Genomic DNA, 17,826 nt, shown 5'->3' on the forward strand with positions numbered 1-17,826 from the left:
GATCGGCGGATGGGCTGTGGTGAACGGCAACAGCTTTGCCACCTATCTCGATGGTGTTGGCATCGGTGAGCTTGGCTCCACGGTGGGCGGCAATGTGTTTGCCGGCGGCAATGTATTCCCCGGCTACAATGGCACTGACCTCACCGCGGCTGCCACGCAGATCACCTGGAACATCAACGATAGCAGCAACCGCACGTTGTCCTTATCCAAGACCATCAATTCCCTGCGCATGGCCCCGACGGCGGCGCAGACCATCACGCTCGGCAACAACTCCATCCTGACCTTGGGAGTCGGCATTCTCACCAATTCCGCCCAAGCGATGGCCATCACAGCAAGCAACGCTGGTTCGGCGCTCACTGCGGCTGCGGGCGAGCTGGTGGTCTTTACCAATCAAGGAACGACCACGTTTAACACGAAGATCACAGGTGCCATCAGTGTCATCAAAAGCGGAGCTGGAGCACTCACCTTGAATCCCGGCCAGGTCGCAGGTGTGTCGAATGACTATACTGGCGGAACTTATGTCAATGGGGGCACGCTCAACCTGAGCAGCGCCGCGAACACCATTGCGATTCCGGGCGATCTCACCATCAGCAATGCGACGGTGACCTTCGCCAACGCCAACAAGTTCAACGCTACCACCAGCCAGATCGCCGCCACGAGCAACGTGACGCTGAACGGCGGAGCCACGCTGAACTTCTTCAACTACACCGGCGCCACCACCACCACGTTGAACAGCCTAACCTTCAACAACGATGGCGGTACAACCCAGGCCGGCGTGCGGTTCAACACCCCCACGGCGTTGCACACCTTGGTGCTTTCCGGTGCGAGCGCCATCACAGTGGTGAACAACAATCTAGGAACCACGCCGATCATCGCGCCCGCGGCCACCGCCACCAATTCGGCTTTGCAGTTCTCCAACGCCGCGCCCGTGATCCATGTGTCCGGCGTTTCTCCCACCGGCTTCATCATCCAGGCTCCGATTGTCACCGGTGGAGGCACCATCACGAAGACTGGCAACGGCTCGCTCGTGCTTAGCGGCGCGAACACCTTCAACAACGGTTTCAACCTCAATGAGGGGGCTCTCATTGTTGGCACGGGCACCACGGCCACCACGGCTGGGACAACAGCCATCGCGAACGGTGCGCCGGGCTTGGGTGTATTGAGTATCGGACAAGGAACCACCGTGATGGCAGCGGGATATACCGTGATCAGTTCCACCACGACCGGTGGTTCGGCGGCAGTGACCATGACCAGCCCCAACGGACGGTTGCTCACTGTGGGCCAGCCGGTGAACGGTACGAATGTGCCGGGAGCTTTTGTTCTGTCTGGAATTACAGACACGGGATACACTCTCTCCGCGAACGCAGGTGGTACTGGAGCGGCAACTAACAACCTGAATTACACCACATGGCTGGCCAACAACATCAATGTGAACGGTGACTTCACCTTTGGTGGTACCAACTTCTCACACAGCCTGTTCCTGACGGGCACTGTGAATCTTGGCACGGGGGGGGTGCGCACAATCAACGTTGATAGTCCTTACGTGACGACATACCTGAACGGTGTCATTAGCGGCAGCGGTGGCGGATTAGGGAAATCCGGCTTGGGCACACTGATCATCTACAACACCGGCAACAGTTATGCTGGTGCTACCACCATAAACAACGGCGTGCTTCGACTCGGTGCCAATGAGGTCATTCCAAATGGCTCGGCTCTAACTGTCGCTCAAGGTGGTGTTCTGGACTTGGCGGGACGTAGCGAAACCGTGGGATCGGTTGCTGGCGCAGGATTGATAACTAATTCCACCACAAGTGTGAAGTCCACGCTGACCGTTGGTGGTGATAACAGTAGCACTGTCTTCTCAGGTGTGATCACGGCTGCAAATGTCTCCGGTCTTGATCTGGTCAAAAACGGCAGCGGCATTTTGACGCTCAGCGGAGTGAACAACTACTCCGGAACCACAACCATCAACGGCGTGGACCTCGGGGGCGGAGTTTGGAGCGGAGGGATAAGCGTCAGTTCTCTCGGCAACGGTGGCACGAGCAGTGGCATCGGCGCAGCAGCGAGTGACTCCGGCAATATCGTTCTCAATGGCGGCACGCTGCGTTACACCGGTGTCACTGCCACGACCAACCGATCCCTTACCATTGGTGCCAATGGGGCAATTCTAGATGCCTCTGGGAGCGGTGCGCTTTCGTTCACCGCTGCATCACTTTCCTATTCTGGCACAACCGCTCGTACCATCACGTTCACCGGATCTTCGGCCGCAGGGTTGGTCAACTCTTTTGGCTCGGTGATTGCCAACAACACGGGTGTCACCAGCGTCGTCAAGAACGGTTCCAACACCTGGGCGCTGGGCGGTGCGAACAGCTATACAGGCAGCACCAACGTGAACGCAGGGACCTTGGTCCTCTCCGGTGGTTCCCTCGCAAACACCGCGGTCACGGCCGCATCAGGCGCGGTGCTTTCTGTGACGGCGGCTGGCTCTTACACCGCAGGGTCTGTTGCCACGGCGGGACAGGGGGCCACATTGACGCTCAACCCAGGCTCAACCTTCAATGCCTCGAATGATGCCATTGGCACTTTCAATCTGCTTCAGAATGCCAGCGGTCCAGCGACTGGGCTGAGCATCGGCAGTGGCACTGGTTCGGGTCAGGTGAAAATGTTCTTTGACATTAACACGGGTGGCTCCGGAGGTGCGCTTCCGAGTGACCGGATAGCTGTGAGTCGTGGCGTTGCATTCACTGGAGCCGGGGCGGAATTCACCATCAATCCGTTGACCAGTGTCACGACATCCATCCAGCAAACAGTGAACATCACCATGGCGGCCGGAACGGTAAATGGGTCCGCCACGGACGTCAGCAGTTTCTACGTTGGCATGCCAATCGTGAGCAGCGCGAACTCCAGTATCGTGGGGCGCACCGTGGCTTCCGTGGACTATGTGGCCAATACATTTACTTTGAACGGAAGTGGCTCCGGGGTGACGGGGGGAACGTCGTCCACGACGTTTGATGGCGGCATTTTCAACCTCATCACGGGAAGCAGCATCACTGGGGTGAGTGGTTCGACTGCCACGCTGGATTCCAATGGTCTTGTGTTTGACCCCGACAATGACCCATTGACCGCCAATCTGGGCTACAAGTTGACTCTCGCGGCCAACGCGACCAATACGGCGCTTCAACTCATTGTCGCCACGGCCACCGTCAGCAATCGTTATTGGGATGGCTCTGTGAGTTCGTTCTGGAACGTCAATGACAACTGGAGTTCGGCAGCCACGGGAAGCCCGACTGGAGCCGTGCCTGATGTCGTGGACAACGTGTTCCTCACGGCAAACTCGGCCGGGAACCTTAGCACAAATCTCGGGGCCAATTTCCAGATTGGCAGCCTGACATTCACCGGAACAGGAACTTCTGCGACAGGTTCCGTGTCCATTAACGGCACTGAAAGGCTCAGCGTTGGAGCTGGGGGCATCACCGTTCAGGCTGGCTCCGGGGTGCATACCATTGGCTCCGGTGTTTCCCTTCGATTGACGGCCAATCAAACGTGGAACATTGCCAATGCAGTCACCAACGGACTTAACGTGGATGCGTTGGTCAGTGACATTGGCGCGGGAATGTCCATCACCAAATCGGGAGTCGGAACACTGAAGCTTAATAACACGGCCAACACTTACCGCGGCGCCACTCGCATCACAGCTGGAGTGCTGGAAGCAGTGCGCCTTGCAGGTGGTGTGACAGCCAGCAGCATCGGCGCTGCCACTGCGGATGCCACGAACCTGGTGATCACCAACAACGCCAGCCTCCGGTACACGGGTTCCGGGGACATCACCAACCGTCTTTTCTCGATCGGAACAGGGGGCGGGACCATTGATGCCGATGGCACGGGAGCCCTGGTGTTCAATGGCATTGGAGCCATGCGCTTTGATGGCGTGACAACTGCACGAACACTTACGCTGCGAGGTGACAGCACGGCTGATAACACCATGATGGTGGCGGTTGGAAACAATACAGGCGCAACTTCTGTCACGAAAGCTGATGGTGGAACATGGATTCTCTCCCCTGGCAATGGTCTTGCCTCAGTGAATGGCATCATCAATGGAACGACGACTGTGGTGGCAGATGCCAGTGGTCTCGTGGTCAACCAGCTTCTCACAGGGGAAGGCATCAAGCCGGGTTCATACGTGGTTTCGATCGCCGGAGACGGACTGAGCTTCACCATGAACCAAACCAGCGAGGCGATGGCTCCTGCGGACACGGCCCTTCTCAACCTGCCCGGACACTCGCTTACGGTGGGGGCCACAACAGACTTTCAGGGCAATCCGGATCCCAATGGTGAGTACACCGTGACAGTTGTCGCCGGTGACAATGTCACCATTTTCAAACCTGCGGAATCAAGCCGCAACATCGCATTTGATGCCGCTGCCGGAAATGGTTACACTGGTGCAACCACCATCACGGGAGGTGTTCTGAGCATCACAGATATCAAGAATGGCGGCATTGCCAGTGCGATTGGAGCCTCCACAAACGCCGCAGCCAATCTGGTTATCAATGGCGGCACGCTGCGTTACACTGGTGAAGGTTCCAGCACCAACCGTCAGTTCAACCTCGGAACGACTGGCGCGATTGACGCATCTGGCACGGGGGCGCTGGTGTTTTCCAATAGTGCTGGTTCAATGGGCTTTACGAGCACCGCAGCCCGAACACTGACGCTGACCGGGACAAGCGACTCGTCGCTCATCAACACCATGTCCTTGTTGATCGCGAACAGCGGCACCAGTCCGAATCTGACGTCTTTGACCAAGGCTGGCAGCAATACGTGGGCGCTGACCCGACTCAACACCTACACTGGTCCCACCACAATCACGGGCGGTGTGTTGCAGGTGGCCAATCTCGCGAACATCGGAGCCAACAGCAATATTGGCGCCGGGATCTCGACCAACAATACGACGAATGCGGCCAGCCTCGTCCTCAATGGAGGGACGTTGCGCTACACAGGTGCCAACGTGACATCGAATCGTCTTTTCACTCTGGGAGTGGGGGGCGGCACAATCGAAGTCACTGGTACCGGAACGCTGACTCTGAATAATTCAGGCAGTATGGCATTCACCGGGTCGGGCGTCCGTGCGCTGACGCTTGCCGGCACGCAGACTGGAAACAACACGCTGGCAACCATAGTTGGTGACAGCGGTGGTGCGACCAGCCTCATCAAAAACGGCACTGGCAACTGGATCATCACTGGCGTCAACACCTACTCTGGAACCACCACAGTGAATGGAGGCATCCTACAGGTGGGAACGTCAGCCACTCACCGCACAGGTTCGGGAGGCCTGGTGGTGAACAGCGGAGGCAGTCTTGCGGGCACTGGTATCATCAATGGAACCTCCGGGACCGTCGGCAACAACTTCCTCGACGGCACCAACCACGTTATCAACAGTGGTGCTTTGCTCACTCCTGGCACCAACTTCGGGGCAGATCGAAGCACGCTGACTTTCAATGGCAACCTCGCGTTGAACGACGGTTCGTCATCCATATTCCAAATCAACCAGTCCACTCTGAACGGTGGTTCTGGGCTCCTTTCGGCGCTGGCCACGGGGACGTATGACACCACAGGCGGCTATCGTGAGTTGAATGTCGCTGCATGGGATGCGGCTGCGGTCACCGCTGGCCGGCACGACTATCTTCAGGTGAATGGCATGCTGACACTCGGTCAGCACACTTTCACCGTGTTGGACATCAACAACTACCTCACCCAGGCTACGGCGTCAGGCAAGGCGCAGAGTGGAGACATCTTCAATCTCGGCAAATGGCTCGACCTCAGCGCACTGTCCACATTCGATGTGGGTGAAAACTACCGCACCGGTGGTTCGGGTGGCGGGAATTTGATCCTACCCACCTTGGGAGGGGGGTTGGTCTATGACGTCAGTCAATTCAGCCAGTATGGAATCATTCTGACCATCACCAAGCCAGGGGTGATTCCTGTGTTGATGAACTCTTTCAACACCGACCGTAACGCCTCATGGAATCTTGCCGCCAACTGGAGGCCTTCTTCCATTCCAAATTCGATCGGGGCGATCGTCAGCATGACCAACAATGTGTCTGCCTTCACATCTGCCACAGGTGGTGCGCACGCAACGATCACGCTGGATGGTAACAAAAAGGTGGGCATCCTCACCATTGGCGACCAAAATAACACCCATCATTTTGAGATCGTCAGAGGGGCTGGAACAGGCAGTCTGTTCTTCAATAATGGCGACTATGGCCGTGCCTTGCTCAGCAAGGTTCAATCCAACAGCACTACTGTGGCCGTGGACATGATCAGTGCTCCGGTTGTTCTCGAGAGCAATTTGCGGGTGAATGTGAACTCGGGCGGCGCGACAGCCCGCATGGACATCAGCGGCGTCATTTCGCAGGTCACAGGTTCCAGCCTGGGCATTGACTTCATGGGGGGAGGGCGAGTGACGCTGAGCGGCCAGACCGCCAATAGCTACACCGGGCTGACAACAGTGTTCAACAGGGGCTTTGGTGATGCCGGCAACCCGCAGCTTGTTCTTGCCAAGACCACCAGCGTGATCAGCACAACGCCGATAGGCACTTCCCAGCAGGTTTCTAATGCCACCACGTCCGCCAACAGCACCACAGTCACACTCACCAGTGGTAACACCAACAACTTCTACGTGGGCATGCCAATCTCCGGCAACGCCAATATTCCACCCGGCGCTGTGGTCACGCAAATCAACAGCACCACTCAGTTCGTCATCTCTGTGGCTGCCTCGACGGCGGGAACCAGCGTCTCGACGACATTTGATACGCGGCGAACGGTGAATGTGACCAGTTCCACTGGCATGTATGCCGGAATGGTGATCAATGGTCACCCCAGTATCCCGGATGGAACAGTCATCCAGGCAGTCAAGAACCAGACCCAGATCGTCATTTCTGCTGATGCCACTGGCAATGCGGCGAGCAATGCAACATACGGTAGCTATGTCGCAAATGGTGCCATCCTGGGTGACCTCAAGATCGGTAACGTCAGCATGGGAGGCACAGGAAGCGCGGTTGTCCAGCTTGGTGCCAGCGAGCAGATAGCAGATACCTCGCTGATTCGGTTCGACGCCGGGTTCGGTGGTAATTCCACCGGCAACAACGGCAACAACACTTATTTCAAGTTAATGGGCTTCACGGAGACTGTGCGCGGGTTGTCGGATTTTACGGCCAGTGCGGTCGTTGAAAACCTCGAAGGCGAAAACCAATCCGCCAACGGCACGCTTATTCTTAACTCCAGTGGCACGAACTACTACAACGGCTTCCTTCGCGATCGCGCCAATAACACCGGCACGGGCGTGCTGAGCCTGGTGATCGGAGGGGACGGCACCCAGGTGCTTGCTCTTGGCAATATCAGTTACAGCGGCAGTACTCTCGTCAATCCGGGGGCCACGTTGGTGCTTGAAAGCGCCACGAGTTTTGGAAACGGAGTCGGCAGCGCAGCGAACACAGCCATTGGTTCACGCACGATCGGCAACAACGGCACGCTCGGCTTCCGCATCAACAATGGAGGCACGTGGAATTTCAACCGCATCGTGTCGGGATCCGGCGGAATGTTCCGCGACGGAGGAAACGGCACTCTGAATCTGAATTTCAACGGATCGGCTATCTCTACGTATGTCTCAGGCAATACCACGGTGACTGTTGCGAGCACCGTTGGATTGACGCCCGGAATGAGCGTTGCAGGAACAGGCATTCCCGCCGGCTCGGCAATCAAGCAGATACTTAGCGACACGACGTTTGAACTGTCTGCTGCTCCGACAGCCGACGGCACAAACACGGGATTGACCTATGGAGCAGGAACAATTGCCACGAGCACATTCAACACCAGCGGGACGACCGTCACGGTCGGTTCGACCGGCAATTTGAAGGTTGGGCTGAGTGTTGCTGGTGATGGAATTCCAGCGGGGGCCTACATCGAGCAGATTCTCAGTGGCACGACGTACCGCTTGTCTGCCACGCCGACTGGCAATAAAACAAACGTCTCTTTGGTTTACGGAAGTTCACAGATTGGCGGTGGATTCTCCGTGGTGAACGGCGGTGCCACCAACTTCAACTCGACCACGGTGGTCTCCAGCGGTTTCTCCGTGCTGGGTATCGAAAACCTCACAACAGTAAATTGGGGATCACCGGTTTATGTTGTCTCAGGCGGATTGAGACTTCAGGGTACTGGTGATAACATCACCAACGGGGCCATTCTCAACGTGAATTCTGCCAGCACGGTGGCTGGAACAATCGACGTCCTCGCCGCCGACCTGCGTCTTGCCAATGGTGGTTCTATTGCTGGTGCCACGACTGTGACGATCGCTGGCAGCGGCAGCACAGCCGGTGGAAACGCTGCGACACAGCAAGGGCTTAACATCACCAACACAGTTGATGCAAACAATGGCAACCGTCTCAACGACTCAGCAGCCATTGTGCTAAATGCCGGGCGCATGACTTTGGTGGGCAATGGCACGGGTGGCGCTGGGACATTCTCCGAGACTGTGGGGCAATTGTCCCTCGCCGGCGGGTCTAATCTTGTTTACAGCCTGGACAACAACGCAGCATCCAACACAATGACTTTTGCAAGCTTCGGCACGCGGGCGGCAGGGTCGATGGTTGTCTTTGACACTGTCACCGGATCGACGACCACAGGCACCATTGCCTTCAGCAGTTCGCCCACGCTTGTGAACAACATCATTGGTGGTTGGGCGGTGAGAAACACAGTGAATTCAAATGTCGTTGAACGTGAGTGGGCAACGATGTCAGGGGGGCTTGTTGTGCCGCTCCCGGATTCCAGCTATAGCATCACGTCGAGCACGACCTCGTCGGACTCCTGGGTATCCAGCCAGAATGTCAAAGTGACAGGTTTCAATCAGGTGCTCACTTCCAGTCGCACCATTCATTCATTGAACCTGCAGGATACTGGTGGGCGCACAATCACCCTCAATCCGGTGACATCGGGTGCGGAACGCAGCCTCACGATCAACAGCGGTGGTATCATATCGGCTCTCAATACTCACACTATTGCTGGTGGAAAGCTGATCGCGGGCACTCATGCCGGCTCGTTGAACCCTTATGAGTTGGTTGTTTATACTCCGAGCAACACCCTGAACATCACCAGCGTGATTGCTGACACCACCACACGGCTGACGGGCACTTCAAGCGGAACAGAGGTGGTCACCGGCCTGTCCAACACCGCAGGGTTGATCGTTGGGATGCGTGTTGTGTCACCGGGCGGTTTCCAAGGTGCCGCAACGATCGTGTCGATTGACTCGGCCAGTCAGATAACCCTCGATCAGGCGGTCATTGCTGGGACTGGACTGGCCTTTGATTTCATCCAGCAGTCCACGAAGTTGGTGAAGGCTGGTGCGGCTACACTCGTGCTCAATCCAACTTTGAGCATTGGTACAAACGGTCTCCTGAATCCAAACAGCTTCGACGTGACTTTGGCGTCGGGTTCCTTCAACACAGGGGTCGTCGTGGGAGCGGCGGTCACCGGTTCAGGCATCGCTCCTGGCACTACGGTGGTCGCGCTCATAGGCAACAATGGCGTCCGGCTCTCGCAACAGCCGAATGCCGCTGTGTCGAGCACCCTTGCATTTACGCTGCCGAACAACTACACAGGCCGGACGTACATCAATGAAGGTGTGTTGCAGATCGCCCGGGAAAGCGATCTTGGTTTGAATCCCGGAACGTTTGTGTCAGACCAGTTGACCGTGAATGGCGGGATTCTGCGCGCCAGCACAGACTTGGTGTTCAATGATTCCAACCGCGGCATCACAATCGGTGTGGCCGATGGTCTGTTCCGAGTGGCAGATAATCGGACTCTGACCCTCGGTTCAGTTAACACAATCACCGGCACTGATGGCAGGCTGATCTTTGCTGCTGATGGCAGCAGCCGTGGGGTGTTGGTTATCGCAGGAAACAACAACTTGACGGGTGGCCTGGAAACAAGTGGCGACCAGCCTGCCACGACGGGAACTCTTTCATCGACGTTCCTGAACGGCAGCACTCTGGTTACAGTGTCAAATACTGCCGGACTCGAGGTCGGGGCAACAGTGTCCGGTGAAGGCATTGCAGAAGGCTCCACCGTTGCAAGCATCATTGATGGCACGTCCTTTACCCTGTCCACTGCAGCCGTTGGCAATGGAACCAACGAGGGGCTTGTTTACAGCGGTTTCAACACCATGAAGCTGACGGGCAACAACACCATTGGCTTCATCCGGCTGCTGGGTTCGAACATCGCGCTTTTGGGAAATAATACTCTCACAAGCAACATCCTGATAGCCAACGGCACGCTGCGCCTCGGTGGAGATAACGAATTTGGTGGCACACTGACCGTGAACAGCGGCAGCGCCAGGTTTGAGAGCAATACCGGGCTTCGTAGCGACTCAGGCTACAGCATGCGGAACAACGGGACGATTGATCTTAATGGTTTCTCCACCACCGTGGCGAGTGTGACTGGTAGCGGCACGATTACCAACAATGCCGCCTTCGGCACTGTTTCCGTCCTCACTGTCAATTCCTCCGACAGCTTCACCTACGATGGTGTGCTTTCCAATGGTGACAACACGGGCGGCATGCTGGCACTTACAAAGTCGGGGAATGGCATCCTGACGCTTGCTTCAGTGAACAGCAGTTACAGTGGTCCGACCGTCATCAATGGTGGGGGGATCCGTGTGGCCCAACTTGGGTTTGGTGGTAACGTCAGCAGCCTTGGCGCAGCATCTAATGCAGCGGCTAATCTTGTGTTGAATGGAGGATCTCTGAGGTTCTTTGAGAACACTTCATCATTTACAGATCGCTCGTTCACTCTTGGGACTGGCGACAGTGCGGGGGCAATCATTGCCGATGGCTCCGTCATTGGTGCGGTGCTCACGTTTGGTTTCAATGGATTGTCGCCTGCCGTTGAATTCATCGGTTCTGGAAGCCGCACACTAACTCTGGGCGGTGCCAATCGCGGCAATAACTTGTTCAACCTTGCACTGGGAGATGGAGAAGGCGGATACACTTCGCTCAACAAGATTGGCAACGGCACCTGGGTGCTTGGAACGGCCAGTTCTTACAAAGGTGAAACCTTGGTGACCGCAGGGATTCTCGCAGCCACGGTGGACGGTGCATTCGGGGCGGCCGGGGGGGCAGGTGTCATCGTGGCCGGCGGTACCGACGGGATTGTATCTTTGGGCACTCGCAATGCCACGGTTGATCTTCGAAATGTCGCCTACAACACGGTGCAGACCATGTACCTCTCTGGAGGCACGCTTGCAACGACCACGGGCACGAGTTCTTGGGCTGGTCCAGTGTTCGCCACCGCCAACTCCATCATTTCGGTGCAGCAGGGCGCCAGCCTGGAGATCAAAGGAACGTTCGGCGGCGCCGCAGCGATCAACCAGTTAGGCGAAGGCACTCTGATCCTGTCGGGTCAGGCTGATCCAACAACGCGCAACAGCCTCACGAGTGCAGTGGTGCCTAATCACACTGTCCAAGCAGGCACGTTGAAGCTGGATTATTCCACCAATAACCAAAGCAAGCTGTCAGACACCGGTGCGCTAGTTCTTGGTGGCGGACGCTTGGGTGGGATTTTGGAACTCGCATCCTCACTCGATGCAAACAACCACGTGGAGATTGTTTCAGGCGTCTCCCTGGGTGCTGGTGCGAACAAAATCATCCGAACAAGCGGCCTCAACAAACTTCGCATGAATGGTATCAGTCGCAGCACAGGCGCGACTCTCGATTTTAGCGCCAATGACATTGCGAGCACCGATACCAACAACACCAATGGCATCATCGGTGGCTGGGCGACTGTTGCCGGCTCGACTTGGGCGGTGAAAAGCACATTCAATGAAGCAGGTGCTGACACGGGAAGTTCAACTGGTGCTGATCTTCTGATTCGTGGACTGACTGCATACACAAACACAGGGGCGCTGCCTGGTCCTCTTTCAAATGACTGGGCTGTGAATGCAAATATGGATGTGATCGGGAACAGTATTCAGGATACACGCACGGCGAATACGATCCGCTTCAACAACACTCCATCTGTTTCAGGCAACAGCCTATACAATGTGACATTGACGGGAGCCAATGTGATCCAGGCAAGTGGCATGCTCGTCACGGCCAACATGGGGGCTCATTCCGCTTACCTCGGAGGCACAGGATCTCTCAGCGGTGGCGCTGGTTCTAACGCCGACCTCCTTATCATCCAGAACAACACGGGCAGCGGAGTGCTGGACATTGGGGTCACGATAGCGAATCTGGCCCCGACAGGGCGGAATGGCACGGTAACTAGCGGCACGAACACAATCACGGGAGTCAGTTTGGTTGGACTTGCTCCTGGTGTTGTGGTCACCGGTTCGGGGGTGAATGCCACAATCAACACGATCACAGTCACTGATGCGGTTAATCAGATCGGCACGCTTACGATGAGTGCCAATTCTTCAGCCGGAAGCGGCACGTTGACGGCGCTCAGTTTCAATCCAGTGGTGAATGGTCTTGATAAGACGGGCCTGGGGAATTTGATGCTCTCCGGTATGAACACCTATACGGGTGTCACCACACTCAATGCGGGCACAACCACCATCAAGACGTTTGCGGTGCAAGGCTTCGCGGCGAATCAGCAGTTGATATCGTTTGCTCCGTCCCTTGGACGAAGTCTGAACGTTGACACCACTGGATTGACCATCGGGCAGAGCGTGACCGGAGCCGAGCTTCCAGCCGGGGTCACGATCACGGCGATCAGTGCCATAACCCCCGCCGGGGTCAGCACCGTTACTTTGTCCAATGGTGCGTTAGTCACGGTTGACGGAGCCAGTCTGACCTTTGGCAGCAACATCACGGGCAGGACGGGTGCCATCTCCGCGACAACCACCAACGGTAGCGCGACGGTCACTGTTCCTAGTGGCACAGCAGGACTCAGCATCGGCCAGGTTGTTTCTGGCACCGGTATTCCAACAGGGTCAACAGTGACAATTCTCTCGATTGTCAACGGCACCCAAATCACCATAGGCGTGAGCGGTACTCCCATCAACGCGAACCAGTCAGTGACGAGCAATCTCACCTTTGGTGATCCTGCCCTGTTTTCTGGCACTCGTGCTGCGAACACTCAGAGCGGTGCTGTCATTGTTGTCGGCAGCACACTTGGAATGACGGTTGGACAAGGCATCTCGGGGAATGGCATACCTTCCGGTTCCACTATTCTGCGCATTCTCGATGGATCCAGAATTGAGATTTCGAACCCCGTCACGGCCACTGGGCAGAACAATCTGACCTATGCACTGGTCTCCGGAAGCATTGGTGCGACACTGCTTTCCACAACAAGCAGTGGCAGCACCACCGTGAATATTCCGTCTGGAAATAGCAATAAGCTCAGTGTTGGTCAGGCGGTCTCCGGCCCGGGCATTCCCGAAGGCGCGGTCGTGACTGCGATTCTTAGCGATACTCAGATCGAGATTTCTGTGCCTGCGATTTACTCCGGTGCCAACAACTTGGTTTTTGCTGGAACCGCCAGTGGACTCGGCGCTTCTGGGAACGCCACTGGCAACCTGGTGTTCAACGGGGGCATCCTCCAACACAACGGCACCAATGCCAGCACCGACCGTGGATTTACCATCAACCAGCCAGCCATTCTGGACATAGGCAATGCTTTCACTGTGCTCACCTGGGGCGGCAATTACGCAACACCGGCCACCGAGGAGTTTTACACGATCACAAAACGCGGTGAAGGAACCTTGGACATGCGAGGAACGGCTTTCGGGGGCTACGGTCTTGAGGGGATGACAGTGGAAGACGGGACCTTGCGTCTGTCGCCAGCTTTCAACGACCAATACGTGCGCAACGATGTCGGAGGGCTGATTCTGGCCGGTGGGGTGCTGGAGCTTCAGAGTGTGACCGGACGGACCACAACTCAGAACATGATCGGCACTCTTCAGGTGCTCGAAGGAGCGTCAGTTGTGCGCGTGATCGGCAGTATCGCGGACAACACATTCTCCTTCCTTAACCTGCAAGACGTCAATAACCCGTCAGCCGTGACGATGGAAAAAGCAGGCACGGTTCTTTTTGATGTTCAGGGTGGATCCGCGAATGCCCGTGTGGCGCTGGCTGGACGTGCTCTCATCGATGTGGGCGTGATCATTCCTCGTTTCACATTCACCTTCCGGGATCCACTGAATCCAGGCGTCAACGACTTCGGTTTTGTTGACCCCTCAACTTCTTTGATCACTGGATCAGACATCAAGGGTGCGCATGACTTCATTTCTGACATTGCCTCCTGGAACGCAGTAAATAACGTTCATGACGGCGCCCTGCTTGAAGAGTCTTTCGTAGGTGCAACAATTGCGAATGCGGCTGTGAACACCATCTTGTTCTTCAACAGCGACTTCTCGACTGCTGGAGATACGGTTGCTTCCAACACATTGGTGACACGAGTTCCAGGTGTCGATCGCCTGCAGATCGGTCAGTTGGTGCGGGGAAGCGGTGTGCCGACCGGAGCAGTTATCACCGCCGTGGACACGAACGCCGCGACCATCAACTTGAGCAAGGCGCCCACCGTCACGGATAATACAGCGCCAACACTTTACGCCTTCGACAATGCGTTCCTGACCGGCAACATTGTGCAAGGCAGCAACATGGTGACCAATGTGACAGACTCGCGTCTTCGTGCAGGTCAGGTCGTCACTGGCAATGGCATTCCGGACGCCATCGTGGCCACCAGTGGAACGACGACTGGAAGCAATTCAGTCACGCTCGCCGCTCCGAATCCAAATCTGACGGTGGGAATGCCGGTTGTCGGCGTGGGCATCCCATCGGGAACGGTGATTTCGGCAATTTCGGGAACCACCATCACGCTGTCTGCCAGCGCATCGGTCACTGATCCTTCGGCCACTTTGACTTACGGAGGGGCACGTATTGTTTTCGTCGATACGTTCAACAACACCATTTATCTGAGCGAAAACGCAACTGCGACTGCTTCCAACGTCACACTGTATTCCGAGTACCTGGCAGAGGTGCCGGCCGCTATGAACTCCAGTGTCGTCACCGTCACAGATCTCCTGACACTCAACGGTGGCGCGATCCTCCAGACGACACATGTCGGCAATCATCGCAATTCGATCGTGGGCGGCATGCTCACCACCGGCCTGGTCAATACTGATGGAGTGAGTGCCGATCTCATCATTCACAATTGGAACCCCAAGGCACCGCTCGTGATCTCCTCCAGCATCGTTAACAATGCTGCGTTGAACAGGATCGTGAACTTGGTGCAGACAGGGGATGGAACGACCGCGCTGTCTGGCAGCAACAGCTACACAGGAGCCACCTACGTCCAAGGCGGTGTCTTGCGCCTGGATTCGATTGGGGCGCTTCCTTCGAACAGCCATCTGCGGATCGATGGTGGTGTGGTAGGACTCAATTCCGCAAACTTCACCAGAAGCCTGGGCACTGGTGCGAATCAAGTTGACTGGACGAGCAGTGGGGGATTTGCGGCCTACACCATTGATCGCACGGTGAATCTCGGCAACAGCGGCGCGACGGTCACCTGGGGGGCTGGTGGCTTTGTCCCTGACAATACCTCGTTGATTCTGGGTGCGCAGGATGCCGACAAGACGGTCGTCTTTGTCAACGGAATCGACTTAGGGCGGAAATCGCGCATGTTTGAGGTCATCAGCGGAAACTCCAGCACCTACGTTGACGCGCGAGTCAATGGTGTTCTGGAGGCTGAGGGCGGGCGTGTTGTAAAGGCGGGTAACGGGGTGTTGGAACTCAACGCCGTCAATACCTTCACCGGGGGAACATCCTTGGCAGAAGGGACGCTTGTGGCTGTGAATGATGGCTCTCTTGGAACGGGTCTGGTTGAGATCGGAACAACGACTGACACCAGGTCTCCAGATGCGGCGCTTAATCTCGTCTTCCAAGGGAGCGTCATGAGCAACGCCATGAAATACGGCAATGTCAATGGTGAGGGCATTTCTGTGTTCACCACAAGTGGGTTTGCGACCACCGTGACTGGGTCGATCGAAGTGGGTCGAGTTTCTGGAGGGAATATTCTCCTCGTGACACCTGATTCGAGCAGCACCGACTATCAAGGCGTGATCTCTGGAACAGGTGGCATCACTCTTCTTGGGGGTGGCACCGTGACGCTTTCGGGCGCGAATACTTATGGATCACACACTGGCACCACGGGTTCTGCTGCAACGGGCGGAACGATCATTCGCAATGGCACTCTGGTTGTCTCGAACCCAGGATCCTTGGGAGTTGGTTCAACACTGGAGCTTGGCGATGCGACCACTGTTGTTGCGAATGTCGACTACGCGACGGCTGGCAGTTCCGTTCTCGGTATTGAGCGCACTGTTGATCCTGGCGCAGGAAATATTGGGGCTTATGGAGGCGCATTCGACCCAAATGGAGGTGGATTGATTGTTGCTGAAACTAGAAATGCGGGTCCTGGTGCCTTTTACAGTGTGAGCAGGGTTATCGATGGCACCACATTTGGTTCCGCAGATATCGGCAAAACGATCTTGGTGAAGGATGAGATCGACAACCCCGAACGCAACGGCATCTACTCCATCATCGCCATCAATGACGACCTCACCATGAACCTCGTCCGCGTGACGGAGTTCAGCACAGCTTCCAACATGCGTTATGGAACCCAGGTGACTGTGAGCAACGGGACTTACGCAGGCCAGACTTATTTTATGGCGGCCCCTGATGTTGGAGTTGTGAATGGCGTGGACACGGCCCCTGTTCACTGGGTCAGAGATGAGTCAAATCCCGATGTGAGACTTCAGATCGACAATGCCGCACTCACAACGGTGTCGCAGAATATCGATGTCAATGCCAACGGCTTTGGCAGCACCATCATTGCATCTGCCAATCCGGTGACCTTTACGGGTTCTGTCACATTGCAAGACGTGCGCTCCGGTGTCCAGGAGACCAAGACTGTCACAGTGGACTCCAGCACCACTACAGGCTTGGGCGTGGCGTTTAGCGGCGTGCTTCGTGAAGCTGATGGTGGCTCAACGGCCCAAGACGATATCCTTTCGCTGCTCAAGGTTGGAACGGGAGTCGTCACCATGACTGGAGCCAATACTTATCACGGATCTACCACCATCTCGGCCGGGACACTCCTTGTCAATAACCTGACAGGGTCTGGTACAGGGTCTGGAGCTGTGTTGGTTAATTCTGGAGCCACTTTGGGCGGTACCGGAAGGCTGGCACCTTCCAATGGCAGTGACATCACCATTGCGACCGGTGCTAACCTGACTGTCGGAACCCCGGGAAGCAATCTCGCCCAAACGTTGACTGTCAGCTTGGAAACTGGTAGCGATCTCATTCTGGGAGGCACTTTGCGCCTGGACCTGTTGCTGAATGAAAGCCTCACGACATCCAGTGAAGCAGACCGTCTGGTTTTCAGCAAAACGGGCACTCCTGCAGTCAATTTGACGGGCTCAACCCTTGTTGTTTCAGCCATCAACGGCCTTGATCCGGCGTCATTCGGCGTGGGCGACACGTGGAAGTTGATCGACTGGGCTGGCATCGTCCCAACAAGCACTTTCTCGAACCTTACGGGCACCTACAGCTCCAATTTCACGGACCTGCCTGATCTGGGATTGGGCAAGTTCTGGGATATCAGCCAACTTTACACGGCTGGCACGATCATTGTTGCTGTTCCAGAGCCGAGTCGTCTGCTTCTCCTTGCCTTTGGGGCCTTCGCATTGGGGTGGCGCCGTCGCCGTCGCTGCTAATAGCGCTTGGTAGATTCTGCCGTTTTGATGGCGGTTTGTAATTACAAAATAAATACCTTGAGCTTTGC

At 56.3% G+C, this 17,826-nt stretch carries 1 protein-coding gene (only partly in view); it reads left to right on the top strand.

Annotated elements, in window-relative coordinates; translation table 11 throughout:
* Positions 1-17,758: the 3' portion of an autotransporter-associated beta strand repeat-containing protein gene (locus IAE77_RS22985; protein WP_294231802.1), read on the top strand. Its footprint begins 14,462 nt before the window's first position; 17,758 of the gene's 32,220 nt are visible here — the last part of the coding sequence; its start codon lies beyond the left edge, outside the window; it ends in the stop codon at positions 17,756-17,758.
* Positions 17,759-17,826 lie beyond the last annotated feature (68 nt).

Source organism: Prosthecobacter sp., assembly GCF_014879935.1.
Taxonomy (GTDB): domain Bacteria; phylum Verrucomicrobiota; class Verrucomicrobiia; order Verrucomicrobiales; family Verrucomicrobiaceae; genus Prosthecobacter.